Here is a 17,831-nt window from a genome sequence, read left to right on the forward strand (position 1 = left end):
CCCCCGGTGACACGCCATCGCTCCGCCCCGTCGCAGCCGCCCGACCTCGCACTCCCGTCATGGAGTCGGCGTACGGCCCGACTGGGAACGCGCCCTGGCGGCCACAGTCCTGCACACGCTCAGAACATCGCCGGTAGTCCCGCACGCGAGAGTGGCGTGCCGGCAGCCGTTACCTGGTGGCCGACAAGCCGGCCGTGTCCCATGCGGCGCTTGCTGGATCAGGGACGTACGTCGACGTAGTCGCCCGTGGCCCTGGCCGGGCCGGTGGTCGTGGAGCCGGTGAAGTTCCAGCGCCAATAGCCGTCCTTGACCGCCTTGACCGTGGCGCGCAGGTTGCCGGTGTTGTTGGTGTTCACGGTGCCCACCGTGGTGTAGGAACTGCTGTCCTTCGGGCGGAACTGCAGTTTGACGGCTCGGCCCGCGTATCCCGCGTACCGGTAGGTGTCCCAGTCGGCACGCACGAGTTTGCCGGTGACGGTGACAGGAGCGCCCTTGGCCACCGGCTCCGGTGAGGCGTTGACCGTGAGCCGCGCGGCACGCTTGAGGCCGAACGACCCTACGCCGGGGGCGAAAACGGAATCGCCGTCGTTGGCGTCGACCAGGGCGTCGACCGACCAGGTCCCCGCGTTGGCGTTGGCCAGGTCCACCGGATCGTCGCTGCCCGGGGCCGGGTGGGCGTTGACGGTGAACACCGTCGTGCATGCCGTTGCGCTCTCGCAGAACGCGTCGGTGGTGTAGAAGCCGCCATGCGGCCCCTTCAGATCGACATCGACGAAAGACAGGCCGGAGTCATCCGCCCCGGTGACCGTGACCGGGAACGCCACGTTCTGCGTGATACCCACGATGACGTCATGTCCGGAGTTGACGGTGACACCGCTGACCACCGGGTCGCTGGACGCGGCATCGGCCGAGCCCGGGGCCCCTGCCAGCAGAACGGCGACGGCCCCTACCACCGCACCGCGGCTTGTCGCCCGAGCGACGGGCTTGCGCCGTAGGGCATGAGCGGCGGCGATGGGCGCGGCGATGCGGCGCCCGCCGCGCTGTCTGTCGTTGGGCCGTGCGGCGAAGCGGCTCATGAACCCTCCAGGGATGACCGACCTTGTGGCCAACCACCGCACGAGCGACGGAGGTTGGTGGCGAGCACGGGAGACGTATGCGGGTCACTCCCTACGACTGCCGAGCCGTCCCGAGCGTTGCCCCGGCCAGGGCGGGAAAACGACCGCCACTGGCAAGGACTGCCCAACTGCGAGGTCCACCAGCGGCTCCTCGCCGGAAAGGTCGTTCGAGAATGTGAACCAGATTCCGCCCACAGTCTTGTCAGCCTGTCGTGCGACCCTTATCGTCTGCCGCCAGAAAGCGCTTTCCCAAAGCGTCTCCAACCGCCCCGGGAAAGCCGAACGACCGTCGCGGTGGGCCGCCGTGGCGTGTGCACGAGCCGCCGACGATCCGGCATGACGGTACTTCACGGTGCCGGCATGCCGTGGAACGAAGGGTGCACATCATGACGCGCACGAGTGGCACCACCCGCCGTGCCCCCGGAGGCGACGGCTCCTCCTGAGGGGCGCCGGTCACGGCAACGGGAGCGGGCGAACACCGTTCCAGCGAAGGGCCGTTGGGACGGCGATCGGAGCGGACCGCGAGTCCGCGCCCCGCCGCCCGACGCTTCCAGCTCCACCCATCACAGGCCCGCGCCGCACTGAACTCCGCACCGACAACGAACAGCCTGTAGCCGTCCGGAGTCCGCCAGAAAGCGCGGGGCCGTGCGAGCGCGCCGACCTGCCCAAGTGCTTCAAGACGCACGACACACAGCACAAGAACCACGCCGAATTGAGGAGACGAGCATGAGAAGACCTGTCGCACTACGACTGTCCGCGGCCACAGCCGCGCTGGCCCTGGCGACCGCGGCCGGTGTGGCCCTGGCGATGCCCGAGGCATCGGCGGCGATCGGCAGCGCCACCGGCTACGCGACGCAGAACGGCGGAACCACCGGTGGGGCCGGCGGGCAGACGGTCCGGGCCACCACGGGCACCGCGATCCACGCGGCACTGTGCGGCCGGGCCAGCAGCAGTACGCCGATCGTCATCGAGGTCGAGGGGACCATCAACCACGGCAACACCGCGAAGGTGTCGGGCGAGAGCTGCAACACGGCCGACGGTGTGATCGAACTCAAGCAGATCAGCAACGTCACGATCATCGGAGTCGGCAGCGGAGCCGTCTTCGACCAACTGGGCATCCACATCCGTGAATCCAGCAACATCATCATCCAGAACGTGACGGTCCGGAACGTGAAGAAGTCAGGCTCGCCCACATCCAACGGCGGCGACGCCATCGGCATGGAGAGCGACGTGCGCAACGTCTGGGTCGATCACGCCACCCTGGAGGCGTCGGGCGGCGAGTCGGAAGGGTACGACGGCCTCTTCGACATGAAGGACAACACCCAGTACGTGACGCTGTCCTACAGCATCCTGCGCAACTCCGGCCGCGGCGGCCTCATCGGATCCAGCGAAAGCGACCTCACCAACGGATACGTCACCTTCCACCACAACCGCTACGAGAACATCGACTCCCGTACGCCCTTGCTGCGCGGCGGCACCGCCCACATCTACAACAACCACTACACGAGCCTGAACGAGTCCGGCATCAACTCCCGCGCCGGAGCCAAGGCCAAGGTGGACAACAACTACTTCGAGGACTCCAAGGACGTCCTGGGCACCTTCTACACCGACGAACTCGGCTACTGGCAGGTGAGCGGCAACGTGTTCGACAACGTCACCTGGTCCAGCGCCGGCACCGAGAACCACCCCGCGGGCCCCAACCCCCAGTCCAACACCACGGTGAGCATCCCCTACGCCTACACACTCGACGCCGCCGCGTGCGTGCCCGACGTCGTGAGCCGAACGGCGGGCGCCGGCACGGGCCTTCAGGTGTCGGACGGCAACTGCACAGCACAGACACCGAGCCCGACCCCGACCCCGACTCCCACTCCCACTGCCACGCCGAGCCCGACCCAGCCCACCGGCACCAACCTCAGCATCGGGGCAGGTTCCGACGGCTCCAGCAAGGCCGACGGCACGAGCTATGGCAATGTCCGCGACGGCGACATGAACACGTACTGGTCGCCCACCGGCTCGACCGGATCCATCTCCATCAAGTGGGGCTCCGCCACCACGGTTTCCAGCGTCAACATCCGCGAGGCCGCCGGATCCCAGGGAGCCATCGGCTCCTGGAGGCTCCTCAACGCCGACACAGGAGCCGTCCTGACCTCCGGCAGCGGCGCGGGTGTCATCACCTTCCCGCAGACTTCACTCAACAAGATCACCTTCGAGATCACCGGTTCGACCAGCACACCCAAGGTGGCAGAGTTCGAGACCTACGGCTCGTAGGAACCCCCGCCGCCTCTCCGGCACGGCGCGACACACCAGGGTCCCCAGAGCAGATCCACGACATGTCCGCCCAGCCCTCAATTGCCTTTCGTGCGCTGCCGACCGACGGCTAGTGTTCGCGTAGAAAGTGACTCAGGAGGAGCGTAGACATGGTCGGTCGCCCGAGCACGCGTTGACGTTGTGGCCGTGAACGGCCTGTCATCGCGTGCTGCCCTTGATGCGCGGCACAGCGAGCCTTCCTTTGCCGCTGCCTGACATGGTCGGTGCCCATGGCGTGCGCCGGTCGGCGGGTCTCGTCTTCGGTCATCCGAGGGGCCCCTGTGCCGTTTTGTTCCTCCGCTGTATCCGATTCCGGTCGACCTGTTCCGTCGAGCCTGTGGCGGGACGGCGACTTCCGCCGGCTCTGGGTGGGCCAGACGGCCTCCCAACTGGGCGAACATGCAAGTCTGGTGGTTCTGCCGCTCTTCGCCGTCCTGACGCTCAACGCCGGTGCCGGCCAGTTGGGCGCCCTGCGGGCGGTGGGGCAGGCGCCGATCCTGCTGCTCTCGCTCTTCGTCGGCGCGTGGGTGGACAGGTGGCGGACCCGTACGGTGATGGTGCTGACGGACGCCGGCCGGGCCCTGGCACTGGGCGCCGCCGCCGTGGCCGGCCTCCTCGGCGGGCTCGGCCTGCCGGCGCTGCTCGTGGTTGCCTTCGCCGTCGGGGCCCTGTCCGTGTTCTTCGACGTGGCATACCAGGCATCTCTGGTACGGCTGGTGAAACGCGATCAGTTGGTGCGGGGCAACAGCGCGCTTGAGGGCAGTCGGTCCGTGGCGCAGATCGGCGGTTCCGCCCTCGGCGGCGCGCTGGTGTCCGTGCTGTCGGCGCCGATCGCTGCCGCCTCCAGCGCAGCGCTGTTCGCGCTGTCGTTCCTGTCGATCCGACGGATGCGTCGCCGCGAGTCGATCCCGGAACGCTCGGAACGTCCTCCTCGCGTCTGGCGGCGGATCCATGAGGGCCTCCGCTTTGTCGTCGGCGACACCGCGCTGCGGACCGTGTGCCTCGCGTCAGCCGCCTTCCAGTTCTTCTTCGCGGCAGTGATGACCATCTATCTGCTGTTTCTGCCACGGGACCTGCACCTATCGGGTACCGCCGTCGGGCTGGCACTCGCGGCGACGGGGCCGGGCGCGCTCCTGGGCTCGCTGCTGGCCGCCCGCCTGCCGAACCGCTTCGGATATGGCGCCGTGCTCGTGTCCGCGGCAGCACTCGGCGACGGCATGTTCCTGTTCGTGCCCGCACTGCACGGCCCCTCAACGGTGACGGTTCCCGCGCTCCTCGCGGTCAACTTCGTGTTCGGGACCTTCAGTCAGCTGGTGAATGTCACGGTCATGGCCGTCCGGCAGACCGTCACTCCGTACGGTATGCAAGGCCGCGCGGCCGCGACGATCACCTTCGTCGGCATGGGGCTGACCCCGCTCGGCTCGCTGCTCGGCGGCCTCCTCGCGGAAGGGTGGGGGACACGCACCAGCCTCCTGGTAACAGCCGCAGGCATGCTGCTGTCGCCGACACTGATGGCCCTGTCCCCACTCGCCCGCCTGGGACGAACGCTTCCCGCCCCACCGCAGAGTCCGCCCCCGTCTGTGTGACTCACGTGTCGGGGAGTCGACAAGGCTCCGCGTCAGGACTGGCGAGGACGCAGAACTCGTGGCCCTCCGGGTCGGCCAGGCACGTCCACGGGACGTCGCACTGGCCGAGGTCGAGGTCGGCGGCGCCGAGGGCCCGAGATTCTCGCGGACGAAGACCCTTCGCCCGGACCATCGACGCGGCCAAGAAGTACGTCGTGTCGAGCACCCTGGACCGGGTCGATTGGAACGCGGAGCTCGTGCGCGGGGATCTGGCGAAGGCCGTTCAGCAGCTCAAGCGGGAGTCGGGTAAGGGACGGTTCGTGGGAGGCGTGCAGCTCCCTCTCGCGTTGGCGGAGCTGGGATTGATCGATGAGTACGAGTTCGTGGTGCAGCCCAGGCTGGTGGGCCACGGGCCGACATTGTTCGCGGGGCTGTCGAAGCCGAAAAGGTAGCCACCGGTTTCACGGACAGTGAATTCAAGACCCTTGGTCCGATGCACGCGTCGCCTCGGGACGCTCTGCCGTCAGTCGGTGATCACCGCGTCGCCCTCATGCGCTTCCCTTGGCGGGGCCGTTGGTCAGCGCGGTCGGGTAGACCAGCGTCCAAGCGGGGTGGACCTGCAACTGTCCGGACACACCCACGGCGGACAGCTGTGGCCGATGAACTACGTGGCCGAGCTAGGAGCAGTCGTACACGAACTGAACGGCGACCGTTCTGTGGGTCGGCGACAGGAGTTGAAGCTCTGCCCGCGCCGTGCGGTGACCCTCGCCCTGGAAGGTCCACATCAGGTGCAGGCGTGCGTGTTTCTGGCCGCGGACCACCACTTCACGCAGTACGTCGGAGACGGTGCCGTCGCTTCTGGTCCAGCGGTAGGAGAGCGTGCCGGGACTGCCGTTCGTCCTGACCAGGCCGATGACGTCCGCCGTCTGGTCGCACCCCAGCACTGTCGGCCGGGCCGTGACCGCCACCGTGTTCACCTCGACGGACGGCCCGAGGCGCTGCCAGGCGAGGAACGCGAGGACGCAGATCAAGACCACGGCAGGCAGAGCGTGTCTGCGCAACCGCCGACGAGGGGGTGCCGGGGGCGTCGCCACCGCGGGGAGTGTCCCGTGCGTGCGGTGCGCGACGGCGGCGGCGGTGACGCCCGGGCCGAAACGCAATACGGTGCCTTCGACGCGGTCGGGCGGGGGCGACGACGGTGTCTGTGCAGGGGTCTCCTCGACGAGCGTGTCGTGCGGTGTCGGTCTCTGTATCCAGTGGCTGGCCAGCACGGTGGCGCTGTACTCGGAGTCGACAGAGCCGGGTCCGTCGCTGTGGACTTGCGTCGGTTCGCGATCTTCGGCGGGTGGGGGAGTGCGGTCGTTCTGAGCGGTCATCGAATGTCACACTGCCTGGTCAGGAGCTGCTGAGAGGCATCACCGCCGGCGGCGCCCGGGTCGGTTGTGGCATGAACCGACCAGTAGCAGCCGATGTTCTGGAACGTGTGGTCGACGGTGATCGAGTACGTGGTGGCTCCGCTGCGCGTGAACGTCTGAGGCGCACCGTCGGCAGCGCCGAGCTGTCCACTGGCATTGCTCGTGAACCACGAGACGGTGATGGAGACCGGCCCGGTGCCGTCCGTGGTGACGTCGATGGTTGCCGTGGCGGTCGTAGGACCTGTCTGGCCGAAGCCCGACACCGCAACGGCCTTGACGGCGGGCGCGGCCGGCGACGGGGGAGAGGTGGTCGTCGGCGTCTCCGTGGTCTCCGTGCCTGCGGGCGTTGTTGTCGTCCCCTCACCGGGGTCAGCGGGTTCCGCGGAACCGGTGGTTGCCGAGCCTGTGGGCGACTGGCTGGATGACGACGACGGGCTTCCCGACGAGGTGGACGTAGGGGACGGGGCAGCCGACGAAGTCGGCGCTGTGGTCCCGGCCGGCTCCGCGTCGGGCGGGGCGCTGGTCGTGGCCAGGGCCTCCTGCCCCGTCTGCTGCGCCGCGGTCCCTGGGTTCAACGGGGTTCCGTAGGTCAGGAGCACTCCGAGAATGACGGCCGCGATCGATACCAGCATTCCGGGTCGGCCGGGCAGCCATGCTCGGGCCGGGGCAGGGCCCGGCCCGTGAGGCAGGACAGTGCGTGCGATGTCCGTGGTGGTCCGGGGGGTGCTGCGGGTCGAGGGCAGCAGCAGGGGCAGCAGCGCCACCAGCGCGGCGAGCCGGCCTCGGCCCCGTTCCTCCCAGTCGTGCCCGTAGGCGGTGCCGGCGACCGCCTCCAGTTCCGTGACGAACTCCTCTGCCTGCGCGGGCCGTTGTGCCGGGTCCTTGGCCAGACCGCGGCGGACGAGTTCGCGTACGGCTTCGGGAGCCTCCTCGGCAGGGACGGGCGCTTCGACGTGCTGCAACGCCAGCTCCGCGAAGTTGTCGCCCGAATAGGGCTTGTGACCAGTCAGGCACTCGAAGAAGGTCGCCGTGGCCGCGTACACGTCGGCGGCTGGTGAGGCGGGCGCGCCCGTCCACTGCTCCGGGGACATGTAGGACGGGGTTCCCGCCACACCGGCGCTGGTGCCCGAGTCCACCGCGATCCCGAAGTCGACGAGCTTGGACGATCCGTCCGGCACGACCAGGACGTTCTCCGGCTTGTAGTCACGGTGGACGACGCCGACGCGGTGGGCGTCGGCCAGGCCGAGCAGTGATCCCTTGAGGATGACGAGGCCGGCTTCAGGGGTGAGCGGGCCATGACGGGTCAGCAGGGTCCGCAGGGAGACGCCGTCCACCAGCTCCATCACGATGGCAGCTCCGTGCGGGCTCTCCACGTACTCGTACAAACCGGTGACGTACGGGCTCGCAAGGCCGCCGAGCAGCCGTGCTTCCGCTCGGAAGTCGTACAGGAAGCCGGGCCGGGTGCGCAGTGACTCGCTGAGGTACTTCACCGCGACCGCGACGCCGGTCTCCTCGTGGACGGCCAGGACGACCCGCCCGCTCGCTCCCGAGCCGAGTTCGAGTGACTCGGTGTATCCGGGCACTTCCCATGTGCTCATCGCATCCCCCAAAGTGGCGGAGCCCTCACCCACTCCGGCGCGGCCATGCCACGCGCTCAGAGACACATTTTCGGCCACTGCGGTTGCGGGGCCAGAAGTATTGGTGAGGCGTACCCGGACCGTGACACGGTGAGTGCGGGATCGGGGATCGGGGATCGGGGATCGGGGATCGGAGATCGGGGATCGGGGGTCCGCTGTCATGCCCGACAGCGGCGGAGTCGTGCGCGCCCGGCCGGTGAGGGGCGAGTTCATCGAGGTGTCTCTGTGTTACATGGTGGTGGGCCGTACTGCGCTGGTCAGCGTGCGGCCCGGGGCGGAGTGGTGTCGCGGACGAAGACGGCTTCAGGTGCTTTTCCGGCAGCGCGTCGGGGAGTTGCTCCCAGTCGAGGACACAGGAGACGACGCGTTCGGGTGCGACGGAGCCGGAGGCGGCGAGGTCGAGGGCGTCGGGGATGTGGTTGCGGACGTTGTCGCGGGCGATGCGGAGGGTGACGCCGGTGAGGTACATGTCGAGGAGCGGGAGTTCGCCGGAGCGGAAGTGGTTGCCGGCCGACTCGCAGATGCCCTCGGGGGCGACGGACTTGACGGCGAGGGCGAGTTGATCGACGCGGCCGGTGGCCTCGAGGGCCAGGTCGAAGCCGTGATGGATCGGTTCGGTCGCCTCGGCGGTGCGGGCGCCGAAGCCTTCGGCGAGCTTGCGGTGCTCGGGGTCGGGGTCGACGTAGAGGATGTCGCAGGCGCCGAGGGCGCGGGCGATGTCGCAGACGTACAGGCCGATGCTGCCCCTGGCCAGGACCAGCACGCGCGCGCCGGGGCGGGCTTTGAGGTGGGGCGCGACCAGGCGCCAGGACAGTGACCAGTTGTCGCTCGCCGAAGCCATCGCGACCGGGTCGAGACCGGCCGGCAGCGGGACCAGTATGGCGTCCGCGTAGGGGACGCGGACCAGGTCGGAGAAGAGGCCGCCCCAACTGCCGCCGACCGGTGCGCCGTACATGGCCATGTGCGGGACCGAGGTGCAGTGGGCGGTCAGTCCGGTGCGGCAGTGGTCGCACGCGCCGCAGCTGATGGACCAGGGCACGACGACGAGGTCGCCTGGAGCCACGGTGGTCACGGCGTCGCCGATGTCGGTGACGCGGGCGATGCACTCGTGCCCGAGGGCGAACGGCGTGTCGATGCTGTGTTCGATATGCGGCTGCCGCCGCGTGGCCCATCGGGACGGCGGACGGACCGGCTCAGCCGGGATACGCGCTGGTGGTCGAGGCGATCGAGGCTCTCCTCGCCGCCAATCACAAGGCCGGCACCATTCGTCCAGGGGTGACTGCCGACGACTTCGTCCTGGCCATCGCCGGTATCTGGCAGATCGATTCCCGCGGGGACTGGCAAGCCCAGAGCGCTTGGCTTTTGGATCTCGTCATGGACGGGTTGCGCGCGGGAGCGCCCACGCGAGGCTGATCATCCTCTGCGCCGACCCGGGTGACTGCGTACCCCCCAGCCGCCGAGCGCCAAAAATGGCGACGAGATGGACTGTTCCGGCATGAACGGATCGGGCCGGCGCGCCGTATCCTTACCCGATCGAGGTTCGCATTCGGCAGAATTCCTCGGTCTTCATGGGGTTTGTGCACATGGGCCGTGAGCATGTGGCCCGGGGGATGGGGGGCGACCATGATGGCTGCGAGCAGCACGGTGCGGACACGCACCGTGCTTCCGGTGGATGCGGCGCGCTGGGCGATGTGGACATTTGTCCTCGTCAACGTGGCGGTCGTCGAGGCATTGTTCCTCAGCGTCGGTGAGGGCAAGAACGAGGTGCTCACGGTCGCGAAGTTCTTCGGACTGCACGCAGCCCTGCTGATGCTGTTTCAACTGCTGCTGGTGGCCCGGCTGCCGTGGCTGGACCGGCGCATCGGGATGGACCGGCTCACGGTGTGGCATCGCTGGGTCGGTTTCTCTCTGCTGTGGACCGTCCTTACCCACGCCACTTTGGTGGTGCTCGGCTACGCGACACTCGACGACGCGTCCATGGGCAAGACGTTCGTTGCACTGAGCGGGGTTCCGGCCTCCCTGCTGGGCATGCTCGCCGCGGCCGTTATCGTCGTGATCGCCGTGATCTCCACCCGGTCCTTGCGGCGTCGGCTGCAGTACGAGGTGTGGCACGGTCTGCACCTGCTGCTCTACGTGGCCCTGGGGCTGGCGTTCGTCCACCAGTTGCAGGAGACGACGACGTTCACGTCCTCCGCGTTCGCCACGGCCTACTGGTGGAGCCTGTGGCTGTTCGCGTTCGGTGCGCTGCTGACCGGGCGTGTCGCCCTGCCGCTGTGGCGCAACGCCTACCACCAATTCCGCGTTGTGGCCGTCGTACCGGAGTCGCTGAACGTGGTCTCCGTGTACGTGACCGGACAGCACCTCGACAAGTTCCCCGCCCGGGCCGGCCAGTTCTGCATCTGGCGATTTCCCGGGCACAACCACTGGTGGATTGCCAATCCCTTCTCCCTGTCGGCGGCGCCGGGCGGACAGGAGCTGCGTCTGACGGCAAAGGCGGTGGGCGGCTCCAGCGCCGGCCTGCGGAACGTGCCGGTCGGCAGCCGCGCCTTCGTCGAAGGGCCGTACGGGGCCTTTACGTCGTTGCACCGGACCCGGCCCGGCGCCCTGCTGATCGCCGGCGGCGTGGGGATCACGCCCGTGCGGGCCATGCTGGAGGAGCAGACGACGGGCGACGTCGTCGTGCTGTACCGGGTGCGCAGCGAGGCCGATGCCGTGCTGCTGAACGAGGTGCGCCACCTGGTCGCGCAACAGGGCGGGCGGCTGCACTTGCTCACCGGCAGGACCGGCCAGGACGGCGTCCCGCCGCTCGGCCCGAGCACCCTGCACCAGCTGGTCCCCGACATCATCGAACGTGACGTGTACGTCTGCGGCCCGCCCGCCATGAACTCGGCCGTGCTCTCCGCCTTGCGCGACTTGCAGGTCCCCGTGCGGCAGGTGCACGCCGAGCGGTTCGGCATGGCCTGACCTGGAAAGGCGGCCCGCTCGTGCAGCAGAGCGGGCCGCTACGGCTGTGGTCGGCGCTGGAACGCGTCCGCAACCGGCTCCACCGCGTCTGGCGCCGGCTCGTCCGGGACCCGATGCACCAGGTGGCAGCGCCCAGCCGTGGATCACTGGTTGACGCGGATGGGTTCGCGCTCGTGCTGCCGCGTACGCGACCGCAACGGGCGTTGCCGTACCTGCCTCAGACGGTGGCAGGCTTCCCCGGGCCGGGGACGGTGCGGAAGCGGAACGGTTCCGGTTCGCGGCCCGGCTGGACGAACCAGCACTCCCCAGCACCGTCGCCGGTGACGATCCGCAGCACCGTGTCCGCCACGACCTCGGCCGGGATGATCGGCATTTCCTGCTCGGACAGCATGCCGCGCAGCGGATCGATGATCCGCGACTCGGCGTACCCCGGGCAGACGGCGTTGAAGCGCACGTTGTCCGGCGCCAGAGCCGGCCCCAGCGAGCGCGCCAGCCCCACCACCGCATGCTTGTTGGCCCCATACAGCGGATCCAGCGGCACCGCCGCCAGGCCCGCCAGGGACGCGGTCGCCACGATCGCCCCGCCACCGCGGGCCCGCAGCGCCGGCAGCACCGCATGCGTACCGAACACCACACCGTCGAGATTGGCGCCCATCGCCCGACGGTAGCGCGCCAGGTCGAAGTCCTCACCCACCCCGCAACCGGTCATCACGCCCGCGTTGAGGAATGCGATGTCGACACCGCCGTACTGCTCCCGGGCGAAATCCACCAGCGCACGGTTGGCGTCGAGGTCGGAGACGTCACAGGCGCGGAAGGCGCCGCCGACCAGGTCGGCCACCTCACGCCCGCCCCGTGCGTCGAGATCCGCGACCACCACCCGCGCCCCCGCCTGGGCCAGCGCCAGCGCCGTGGCCCGGCCGAGCCCGCTGGCACCGCCGGTGACGATCGCCACCTGGCCCTGGAGCACGGCCCCGCTCTCGGCCGCGCTCATGCCAGCTCCAGCACGAGCTTGCCGACGTTCTCGCCGCGGAAGAGCATCTGCAGCGTCTCGGGGAAGTCGTCCACGGTGCCTCTCACCACGTGTTCCTTGACCTTGACGCGGCCGTCCGCGATCCAGGCGGAGATCTCCTGCGCGGCCCTGGCGTACTGCTTGGCGTAGTCGAAGACGACGAAGCCCTCCATGCGGGCCCGACGCACCAGCAGCGTCAGGTAGTTGGAGGGGCCCTTGACGGGGGTGGCGTTGTTGTACTGGCTGATCGCGCCGCAGACCACCACGCGCGCGTGCATCGCCAGCCGGGTCAGGGCGGCGTCGAGGATGTCCCCTCCGACGTTGTCGAAGTAGACGTCGATGCCGTCGGGGGCTTCCCGGCGCAGCGCCTTCCGCACATCCTCGGCGCGGTAGTCGATCGCCGCGTCGAAGCCCAGTTCGTCGGTGAGCAGCGCGCACTTCTCCGGTCCTCCGGCGATGCCCACGACCCGGCAGCCCTTGGCCTTCGCGATCTGCCCCACCATGGTGCCGACCGCGCCCGCCGCCCCGGACACCACGACGGTCTCGCCGTCCTTCAGCGCCCCGACGTCGAGGAGGCCGAAGTAGGCGGTCATGCCGGGCATGCCGAGCGCGCCGAGGTAGGTGGAGGGCGGGGCGAGGGAGGTGTCGATCTTCATCGTGCCCTTGCCGTCGGAGACCACGTACTCCTGGACGCCGAACGTGCCGACCACGTGATCGCCCGGCCGGTAGTCGGGGTGGTTCGAGGCCGTGACCTCGATGACCGACCCGGCGCGCATGACCTCGCCGATGCCGACCGGAGGGAGGTAGGAGGGGCGGTCGTCCAGCCAGCCGCGCATGGCCGGGTCGAGGGAGATGACGCGCGTCCGGCCCGCGAACCGGCCCGGGCCCGGATCCTGGACGGGCTCTGAACGGTGCTCCCAGTCCTCGGGTTTCACATCGCCGAGGGGACGGGCTGCCAGACGGATCTGACGGTTGGTCGCGGACATCACGGCTCCTGTCGTTCGCGGTCTACCGGGAGGGTACCGACCGGTAGGTATGTCATGGGTAGTGACGTGCATCACACGCCGCGGACGGGCCCTGCCCCTCAGCGGTAGGTCAGCAGTTCCCGGAGCTCCCCGGTGAAGTGGGAGTGGTCGTTGAAGGCCGGCAGACTGATGCCGGATCCGCCGGCTACGAGCGTGGTGACGGCGGCGTTGACCGCGACCCGGTCGAGGCCGACGGTCCCCGCAGCCGATGTGCCGAGGAGCCTGCCGCACAGCGCGGCCAGGACTCCTCCGGACGTGACCACCACGGCGTCGCGGCCGGGACCGAGAGAGGCGACCAGATCGCCCAGGGACGCGAAGGCTCCTTGGGAGACGGCAGTCCAGCCGTCGTCGTCCGGGTCGCTCACCCACGCCTGAAGCGCCTGGTCCAGCAGGTGCTGTGCGGCACGGGAATCCGCGTGGGCCCCAGGGGCCGGCGGGCCGTGGCGGTCGAGGAGGCGGAGGTGGTCGTATTCGTTCCAGTGCGGGTCCCGGGCAGGGGTGCCGCTGAGTCCGGCTGCCTTCATCAGCAGCTCGGCCGTGTCGTACTGGCGGTGCAGCGTGCCGCAGACGACGAGCGGATCGCGCAGCCCGCGCCGCGCCAACTCGGCTCCCACTACGGCCGCTTGCCGCCGCCCGAGTTCCGAGAGCACGTCGTACTCCGGTAAACCGAACGACGCCTGGCCGTGCCGTACGAGGTGGATGACCGGCATGCGGGACCTTTCGAGGGGTGGCGGAGGGCGGCCGTGCGCAACGGGCGCACGGCGAGCGGGACGGCCATGGCTACGGGGTGATGATGTGCCCGGTGCGCGGCGAGGTCCGCCCCGACTGGACCTCGTGCCAGACCTGCTTCAGGCTCTGCGGGCCGTCGCTGTGCGCGATGTCGACCCACCCCTCGGCCACGGGCAGGAATTCCTTCCACGCCTCGGCGAAACGGTGGTCCAGCCCTTCCCGCCCCCAGTCGCCGATCCGCTTGCGCATCTGGTCGGGGGCGAAGAACATGGCCGGCCCCGTCTCCGCGAGGGTGCCGGCGGGCGCGGGTTCCTGGTTGGTGATGCCGACGACCACCTGGTGCACCAGCAAGTCGCCGAGGTGGGCACCCAGCCGGGCGGACAGCTGCTCGTCGCCCGCGAAGTCGGCGTACAGCGTCTGTGTGCGCGGGAGCACGGAGACGTCCTCGTAGGTCAGCACCCGGTCGTAGCAGCCGAGGCCCTCGGTGAAGGCGAGATTGCGCGGGGAGGTCAGGCCGACCACCTCGCACCCCTGCCCCTTCAACAGGTGGGCGGCGCCGTAGGCCGTCTTGCTCGACGCGGAGGACAGGACGACGGTCTTCGCGCCCAGCCAGGTGTTGTCGACGAGCCAGTCGGCCAGCATGAAAGAGGTCCAGAACAACGGGCGGAACAGAACGTGAAGGTCCTCCCGGCCGACCTCGTAGGCAAGATCGCCGGTGGTGAGGGCGTAGGCGTTGTAGGGCCGGGGGAGTGGCCGGCGATGGGGACTGGCCTCGCGGAAGCCACGCTCGTCGACTCGGTCGGGGCGGACCAGCAGGTGGCTCGCCGACGGGAAGTAGCCGTAGTAGCGGCTGCCGGTCTCGATTCCCTCGACCCGGGAGGCGACGACATCGGCGAAGCCCCACAGGGGGACGATGCCCCAGCCGGCCCGGGGGGCGGGGAAGAACTCCCAGTAGCGGAACGAGTCGCCGAGCGCTGCGTAGGTGACGTTGTTGGCGGTCAGGCCGACCCGATCGACGCGCAGCAACGCCTCGCCGTCCCGCACCTGGGGGACGGGGATGTCGGCCAGCTCTGCGGTGGACAGGTCGTCGCGGCGGACGAGCAGATTCCAGGACGTGGCGGCGGTGGTGTTGTCCATGACCGGAACGTACTTGAATCCGGATTCGGATTCAATACTGAGCTACGATGCACACATGCTCTCCCCCGACCCTGGAACCGGACAGCCCGCGCAGCCCCAGCCGGCTGGGACGCGTACCCGGCGCGGCATGCGCACCCGTGACGCCCTGGTGGCTGCGGCCCGGCGGATCTTCGAGCGGGACGGCTATCTGGACGCCCGCATCGTCGACATCGCAGCCGAGGCGAAAGTGGCCACCGGCAGCTTCTACACACACTTCTCATCCAAGGAGGACGTGTTCGCCGCCGTCCTTGAGCGGCTGCAGGACGAGATGCTGCACGCGGGAGTCAGCGACGACCGCGGCGACGGCGACGGCGAGCGCAAGGACCTGTGGCGAGGAGTCGAGGACGCCAACCGCGCCTATCTGGAGTCCTATCGCCGCAACGCAGGCCTGATGGCCGCCATGGAACAGGCCGCCGCCGTCGACCCGCAGTTCGTGCGACTGCGGCTGGAACGCTCGCGCGTGTTCATCGACCGCAGCGCCGCCGCCATCGCCCGCCTTCAGCAGTCGGGCCTCGCCGACCCGGAGCTCGACCCGGAGGTCACCGCCCGAGCCTTGAGCGCGATGGTCAGCCGCCTGGCGTACGCGACCTTCGCCCTGGGCGAATCCGTGCCCTTCGACGCGCTGGTCGAGACCGTCACCCGGCTGTGGACGAACGCGCTGCGCATGCCGCGAAACTGAGCCCGGCACCGGCACTGGCTGCAACGCGGCCCGGCTCGCCCCCGGATCATCGCCATGGCCGGGGTGCGGCAGATTCCCGCCCCATGGATCCGTGACACCACGCCCGGCGGGCTCATCCTCGTGCCGTGAGGGACCCACCGAGGATGCCCTCATACGGCTGACAGTGACCGAGGACGAGGCGCTGGGCGCGGGCCGGTTCACGGTCACGCGGTTCGCCGTCGGGTGCTGTGGGTGGTCAGTCGGACTGCTGCGGGCTGTCTTCTCCGGCCGGGACCGGAGTGGCGTCCGGGCCGGTGTAGAAGACGGAGTTGCCCTGCTTGCTGCGCTGGGCCTGGCTCTTGGCCACAAGCCCTTCCAGCGTCGTGCGCACGACCGTTGTCTTGACGGTGCGCTCAGGGTGCTGCTGGCCGAGCGCGGCAGCGATTTCGGCAGCGGAACGAGGCTCGCCCTGGTCTGCCAGGTGTTCGCGCACAAGCTCGACGAGCGTGGGCGAGGCGGGCGACGCGGCCGCGGCCGTGGCGGCGCTCTTTGTGCTGCTCCGCTTCCGGGCGGCCGTAGCGGTCTTCTTGTCCTTCGCCCGCTTGGCTGCGCCCGATCCCCGCTTGCGCGGCGCGGGCACCGTCGAGGCGGGCTCGGCCTCGGGCGCTGGGGGCGTGGCCGATGCGCCGAGCGCCTGCTGAATGTTCACCAGGACCGTGTGATCGTGGAGCAAGGCGGCCAACTGAGCCTGCAGCGCCGCGATTTCGCCGCCGATACGTTCTTGCTCCTTGAGGTTACGCTCAAGATCGCCAGCCACTTGGGCGCTGTACTGCGAGGTCAACTCGGTGGGTTCGGCGGTGGTTTCGGACATGTTGCTCACACCCTTGCTCGGCGCCGGGGCTGCGAGAGGCAGGGAGCCCTCGGCGTATGCGAAATCTAACGCGTGCGTCTGTTCTGCCTGGTCTCGTGTCAGCAGGAGGAGTTACGGCCGCACAGCGGTGTCGTAGCGATAGTACGGAAGACACCTGTGTTCGTCTCTGCTGCGTCGCTGAGTTACCTCGCTGGATCTGTCCACTTCGCGTTCATCGCTGACGGGGGCGGTGTCCCGGCGGCTGTGTCCGAGCCCTGCTCAGCCGCTTCCCACAGCCATGCCTGTTCTGGTGAATTGCCCGCGAAATTAGCTAAGTTGCGGGCACCTCACCCGACGTCCACGTGGGAGCGACAGGCATGAGCCAGCAGCAAAAGACCTTCCGTGCCATCGAGGTCGGGGACGGCAGCGACGGGCGATGGGCCACCCATACACAGGCCCTGTGGCCGCTCGCGGAGGGGTGGATGACCGAAGAGAGCCGGACTCCAGAGGGCGCGGACCGTGCTCGGAAGTTGTTCGAGACGCACATGCCCGAGCTGGTCCCGGTGCTCGACCGGCTCGCCCGTCAGCTCGACCGGCCCGAAGGGGAAACCTTCCTCACCCTCGCAACCTTGCGACCGTTCTTCTCAGGCTGCACCCAGATCGGCGGCGACGGCACCCTGCTGCGCAACTACGACTTCAGCCCCGACGACTGCGAGGGCACCGTTGTCCTCTCCCACTTCCTCCGACCGGTGATCGGAATGCAGGATGCGGCCTGGGGCCTGCTGGACGGGATGAACGATGCCGGGCTCGCGGTCTCGCTCACCTTCGGTGGCCGATTCGTCCATGGCCACGGCTTCGCCATCCTCATTGTGCTGCGCTACCTGCTGGAGACGTGTACCACCGTTGATGAGGCAATCGGCAAGCTGAAGTCCATACCGATCGCTATCCCGCAGAACGTCACCCTTGTCGATTCCGAGAAGGCAGTGACGGTGTTCGTGGGGCCGGACATCTCACTGACTGAGGGCGCCGGACGCCTGCGCTGCCAACCATCAGCACATGCCGGTGCCTGACGAGCAGGAGCAGTTCTCCCGGACCCAAGAGCGACTGAGCGCCATTCGTGCAGCGGGCACCGACGTGGCGGCGATGCTGAAGCCGCCGCTGTATCAATCCGGGTACGACGACGGATTGGGCACCGTCTACACCGCCCATTACCAGGCCTCCGAGCGCCGTGTGACCTATTACTGGCCAGGCGAGTCCTGGGAACAGTCCTTTGCTGACTTCGCTCCCGGATCCCGCACCGTGACCATCGGCCAAGCTGGCTGAGAGCTCGTCGAGGGTGAAGGCGACGGCGGTGTTCTGGTGCTCCTGCGTCTGCGCGACA

The 17,831-nt window shown here is 69.1% G+C and carries 15 protein-coding genes and 3 pseudogenes; 8 read left to right on the top strand and 10 right to left on the bottom strand.

Translation table 11 applies throughout. From position 1 onward, the window contains the following. Positions 1 to 218: 218 nt before the first annotated feature. Positions 219 to 1,076 carry a calcium-binding protein gene (locus H4N64_RS29975; RefSeq protein ID WP_260860050.1) on the bottom strand — a complete coding sequence of 286 codons (858 nt, stop codon included), beginning with the start codon at positions 1,074 to 1,076 and terminating at the stop codon, positions 219 to 221. A 765-nt stretch (positions 1,077 to 1,841) separates the two neighbouring features. Here H4N64_RS29975 and H4N64_RS29980 point away from each other — a divergent pair. Together H4N64_RS29980 and H4N64_RS29985 are read left to right on the top strand one after the other, a co-directional pair. Then, a complete protein-coding gene (locus tag H4N64_RS29980) occupies positions 1,842 to 3,383 on the top strand; it encodes a pectate lyase family protein (RefSeq protein ID WP_186285576.1) in 1,542 nt (513 codons plus the stop codon). A gap of 374 nt (positions 3,384 to 3,757) precedes the next feature. Beyond that, positions 3,758 to 5,008, top strand: coding sequence for an MFS transporter (locus H4N64_RS29985; protein WP_222109574.1), 1,251 nt, complete (start codon positions 3,758 to 3,760; stop codon positions 5,006 to 5,008). 1 nt (position 5,009) lies between these two features. Here the strand turns inward: H4N64_RS29985 and H4N64_RS46455 are convergent. Continuing rightward, a pseudogene (locus H4N64_RS46455) lies at positions 5,010 to 5,144 on the bottom strand (VOC family protein); the annotation flags it as partial. Positions 5,145 to 5,178: 34 nt separating this feature from the next. On the opposite strand from H4N64_RS46455, the gene H4N64_RS29990 reads away from it, so the two are divergent. Then, positions 5,179 to 5,439 carry a dihydrofolate reductase family protein gene (locus H4N64_RS29990; RefSeq protein WP_336246833.1) on the top strand — a complete coding sequence of 87 codons (261 nt, stop codon included), beginning with the start codon at positions 5,179 to 5,181 and terminating at the stop codon, positions 5,437 to 5,439. A 225-nt stretch (positions 5,440 to 5,664) separates the two neighbouring features. On the opposite strand, the gene H4N64_RS29995 is transcribed toward H4N64_RS29990, so the two are convergent. From H4N64_RS29995 to H4N64_RS30005, 3 genes and pseudogenes are all read right to left on the bottom strand, one after another. Next, positions 5,665 to 6,363 (bottom strand): hypothetical protein, encoded by a 699-nt coding sequence (locus H4N64_RS29995; protein WP_186285578.1) that lies wholly within the window; start codon positions 6,361 to 6,363, stop codon positions 5,665 to 5,667. Further along, complete coding sequence (locus H4N64_RS30000; RefSeq protein ID WP_186285579.1) at positions 6,360 to 8,000, bottom strand: serine/threonine-protein kinase; 1,641 nt, start codon at positions 7,998 to 8,000, stop codon at positions 6,360 to 6,362. The genes H4N64_RS29995 and H4N64_RS30000 overlap by 4 nt, the downstream gene beginning before the upstream one ends. Positions 8,001 to 8,296: 296 nt before the next feature. After that, a pseudogene (locus H4N64_RS30005) lies at positions 8,297 to 9,174 on the bottom strand (zinc-dependent alcohol dehydrogenase); the annotation flags it as partial. Positions 9,175 to 9,218: 44 nt separating this feature from the next. On the opposite strand from H4N64_RS30005, the pseudogene H4N64_RS30010 reads away from it, so the two are divergent. Together H4N64_RS30010 and H4N64_RS30015 are read left to right on the top strand one after the other, a co-directional pair. Further along, a pseudogene (locus H4N64_RS30010) lies at positions 9,219 to 9,452 on the top strand (SbtR family transcriptional regulator); the annotation flags it as partial. Positions 9,453 to 9,662: 210 nt separating this feature from the next. Then, complete coding sequence (locus tag H4N64_RS30015) at positions 9,663 to 11,003, top strand: ferredoxin reductase family protein (RefSeq protein WP_186285580.1); 1,341 nt, start codon at positions 9,663 to 9,665, stop codon at positions 11,001 to 11,003. Positions 11,004 to 11,220: 217 nt separating this feature from the next. Here the strand turns inward: H4N64_RS30015 and H4N64_RS30020 are convergent, their stop codons facing one another. From H4N64_RS30020 to H4N64_RS30035, 4 genes are all read right to left on the bottom strand, one after another. Then, the gene (locus H4N64_RS30020) at positions 11,221 to 11,994 is read right to left on the bottom strand and encodes an SDR family NAD(P)-dependent oxidoreductase (RefSeq protein ID WP_186285581.1); all 774 of its coding nucleotides are present in this window, start codon (positions 11,992 to 11,994) and stop codon (positions 11,221 to 11,223) included. After that, entirely contained in the window at positions 11,991 to 12,998 is a 1,008-nt protein-coding gene (locus H4N64_RS30025) for an NADP-dependent oxidoreductase (protein ID WP_186285582.1), read from the bottom strand. The genes H4N64_RS30020 and H4N64_RS30025 overlap by 4 nt, the downstream gene beginning before the upstream one ends. 98 nt (positions 12,999 to 13,096) lie before the next feature. Beyond that, positions 13,097 to 13,747, bottom strand: coding sequence for a histidine phosphatase family protein (locus tag H4N64_RS30030; RefSeq protein WP_186285583.1), 651 nt, complete (start codon positions 13,745 to 13,747; stop codon positions 13,097 to 13,099). Positions 13,748 to 13,817: 70 nt separating this feature from the next. Next, complete coding sequence (locus H4N64_RS30035) at positions 13,818 to 14,903, bottom strand: DUF2855 family protein (RefSeq protein ID WP_186285584.1); 1,086 nt, start codon at positions 14,901 to 14,903, stop codon at positions 13,818 to 13,820. A gap of 127 nt (positions 14,904 to 15,030) precedes the next feature. On the opposite strand from H4N64_RS30035, the gene H4N64_RS30040 reads away from it, so the two are divergent. Then, positions 15,031 to 15,621 (top strand): TetR/AcrR family transcriptional regulator, encoded by a 591-nt coding sequence (locus tag H4N64_RS30040; RefSeq protein WP_222109565.1) that lies wholly within the window; start codon positions 15,031 to 15,033, stop codon positions 15,619 to 15,621. 235 nt (positions 15,622 to 15,856) lie between these two features. Here the strand turns inward: H4N64_RS30040 and H4N64_RS30045 are convergent, their stop codons facing one another. Further along, entirely contained in the window at positions 15,857 to 16,471 is a 615-nt protein-coding gene (locus H4N64_RS30045; protein ID WP_186285586.1) for a hypothetical protein, read from the bottom strand. A gap of 356 nt (positions 16,472 to 16,827) precedes the next feature. On the opposite strand from H4N64_RS30045, the gene H4N64_RS30050 reads away from it, so the two are divergent. Next, complete coding sequence (locus H4N64_RS30050) at positions 16,828 to 17,520, top strand: C45 family autoproteolytic acyltransferase/hydolase (RefSeq protein ID WP_260860051.1); 693 nt, start codon at positions 16,828 to 16,830, stop codon at positions 17,518 to 17,520. Beyond that, on the top strand, positions 17,507 to 17,773 hold the full coding sequence (locus H4N64_RS45640; protein WP_260860052.1) for a hypothetical protein: 267 nt from the start codon (positions 17,507 to 17,509) through the stop codon (positions 17,771 to 17,773). The genes H4N64_RS30050 and H4N64_RS45640 overlap by 14 nt, the downstream gene beginning before the upstream one ends. Positions 17,774 to 17,831: the final 58 nt, after the last annotated feature.

It is taken from the genome of Streptomyces cupreus (genome assembly GCF_014257025.1).
GTDB classification, from domain to species: domain Bacteria; phylum Actinomycetota; class Actinomycetes; order Streptomycetales; family Streptomycetaceae; genus Streptomyces; species Streptomyces cupreus.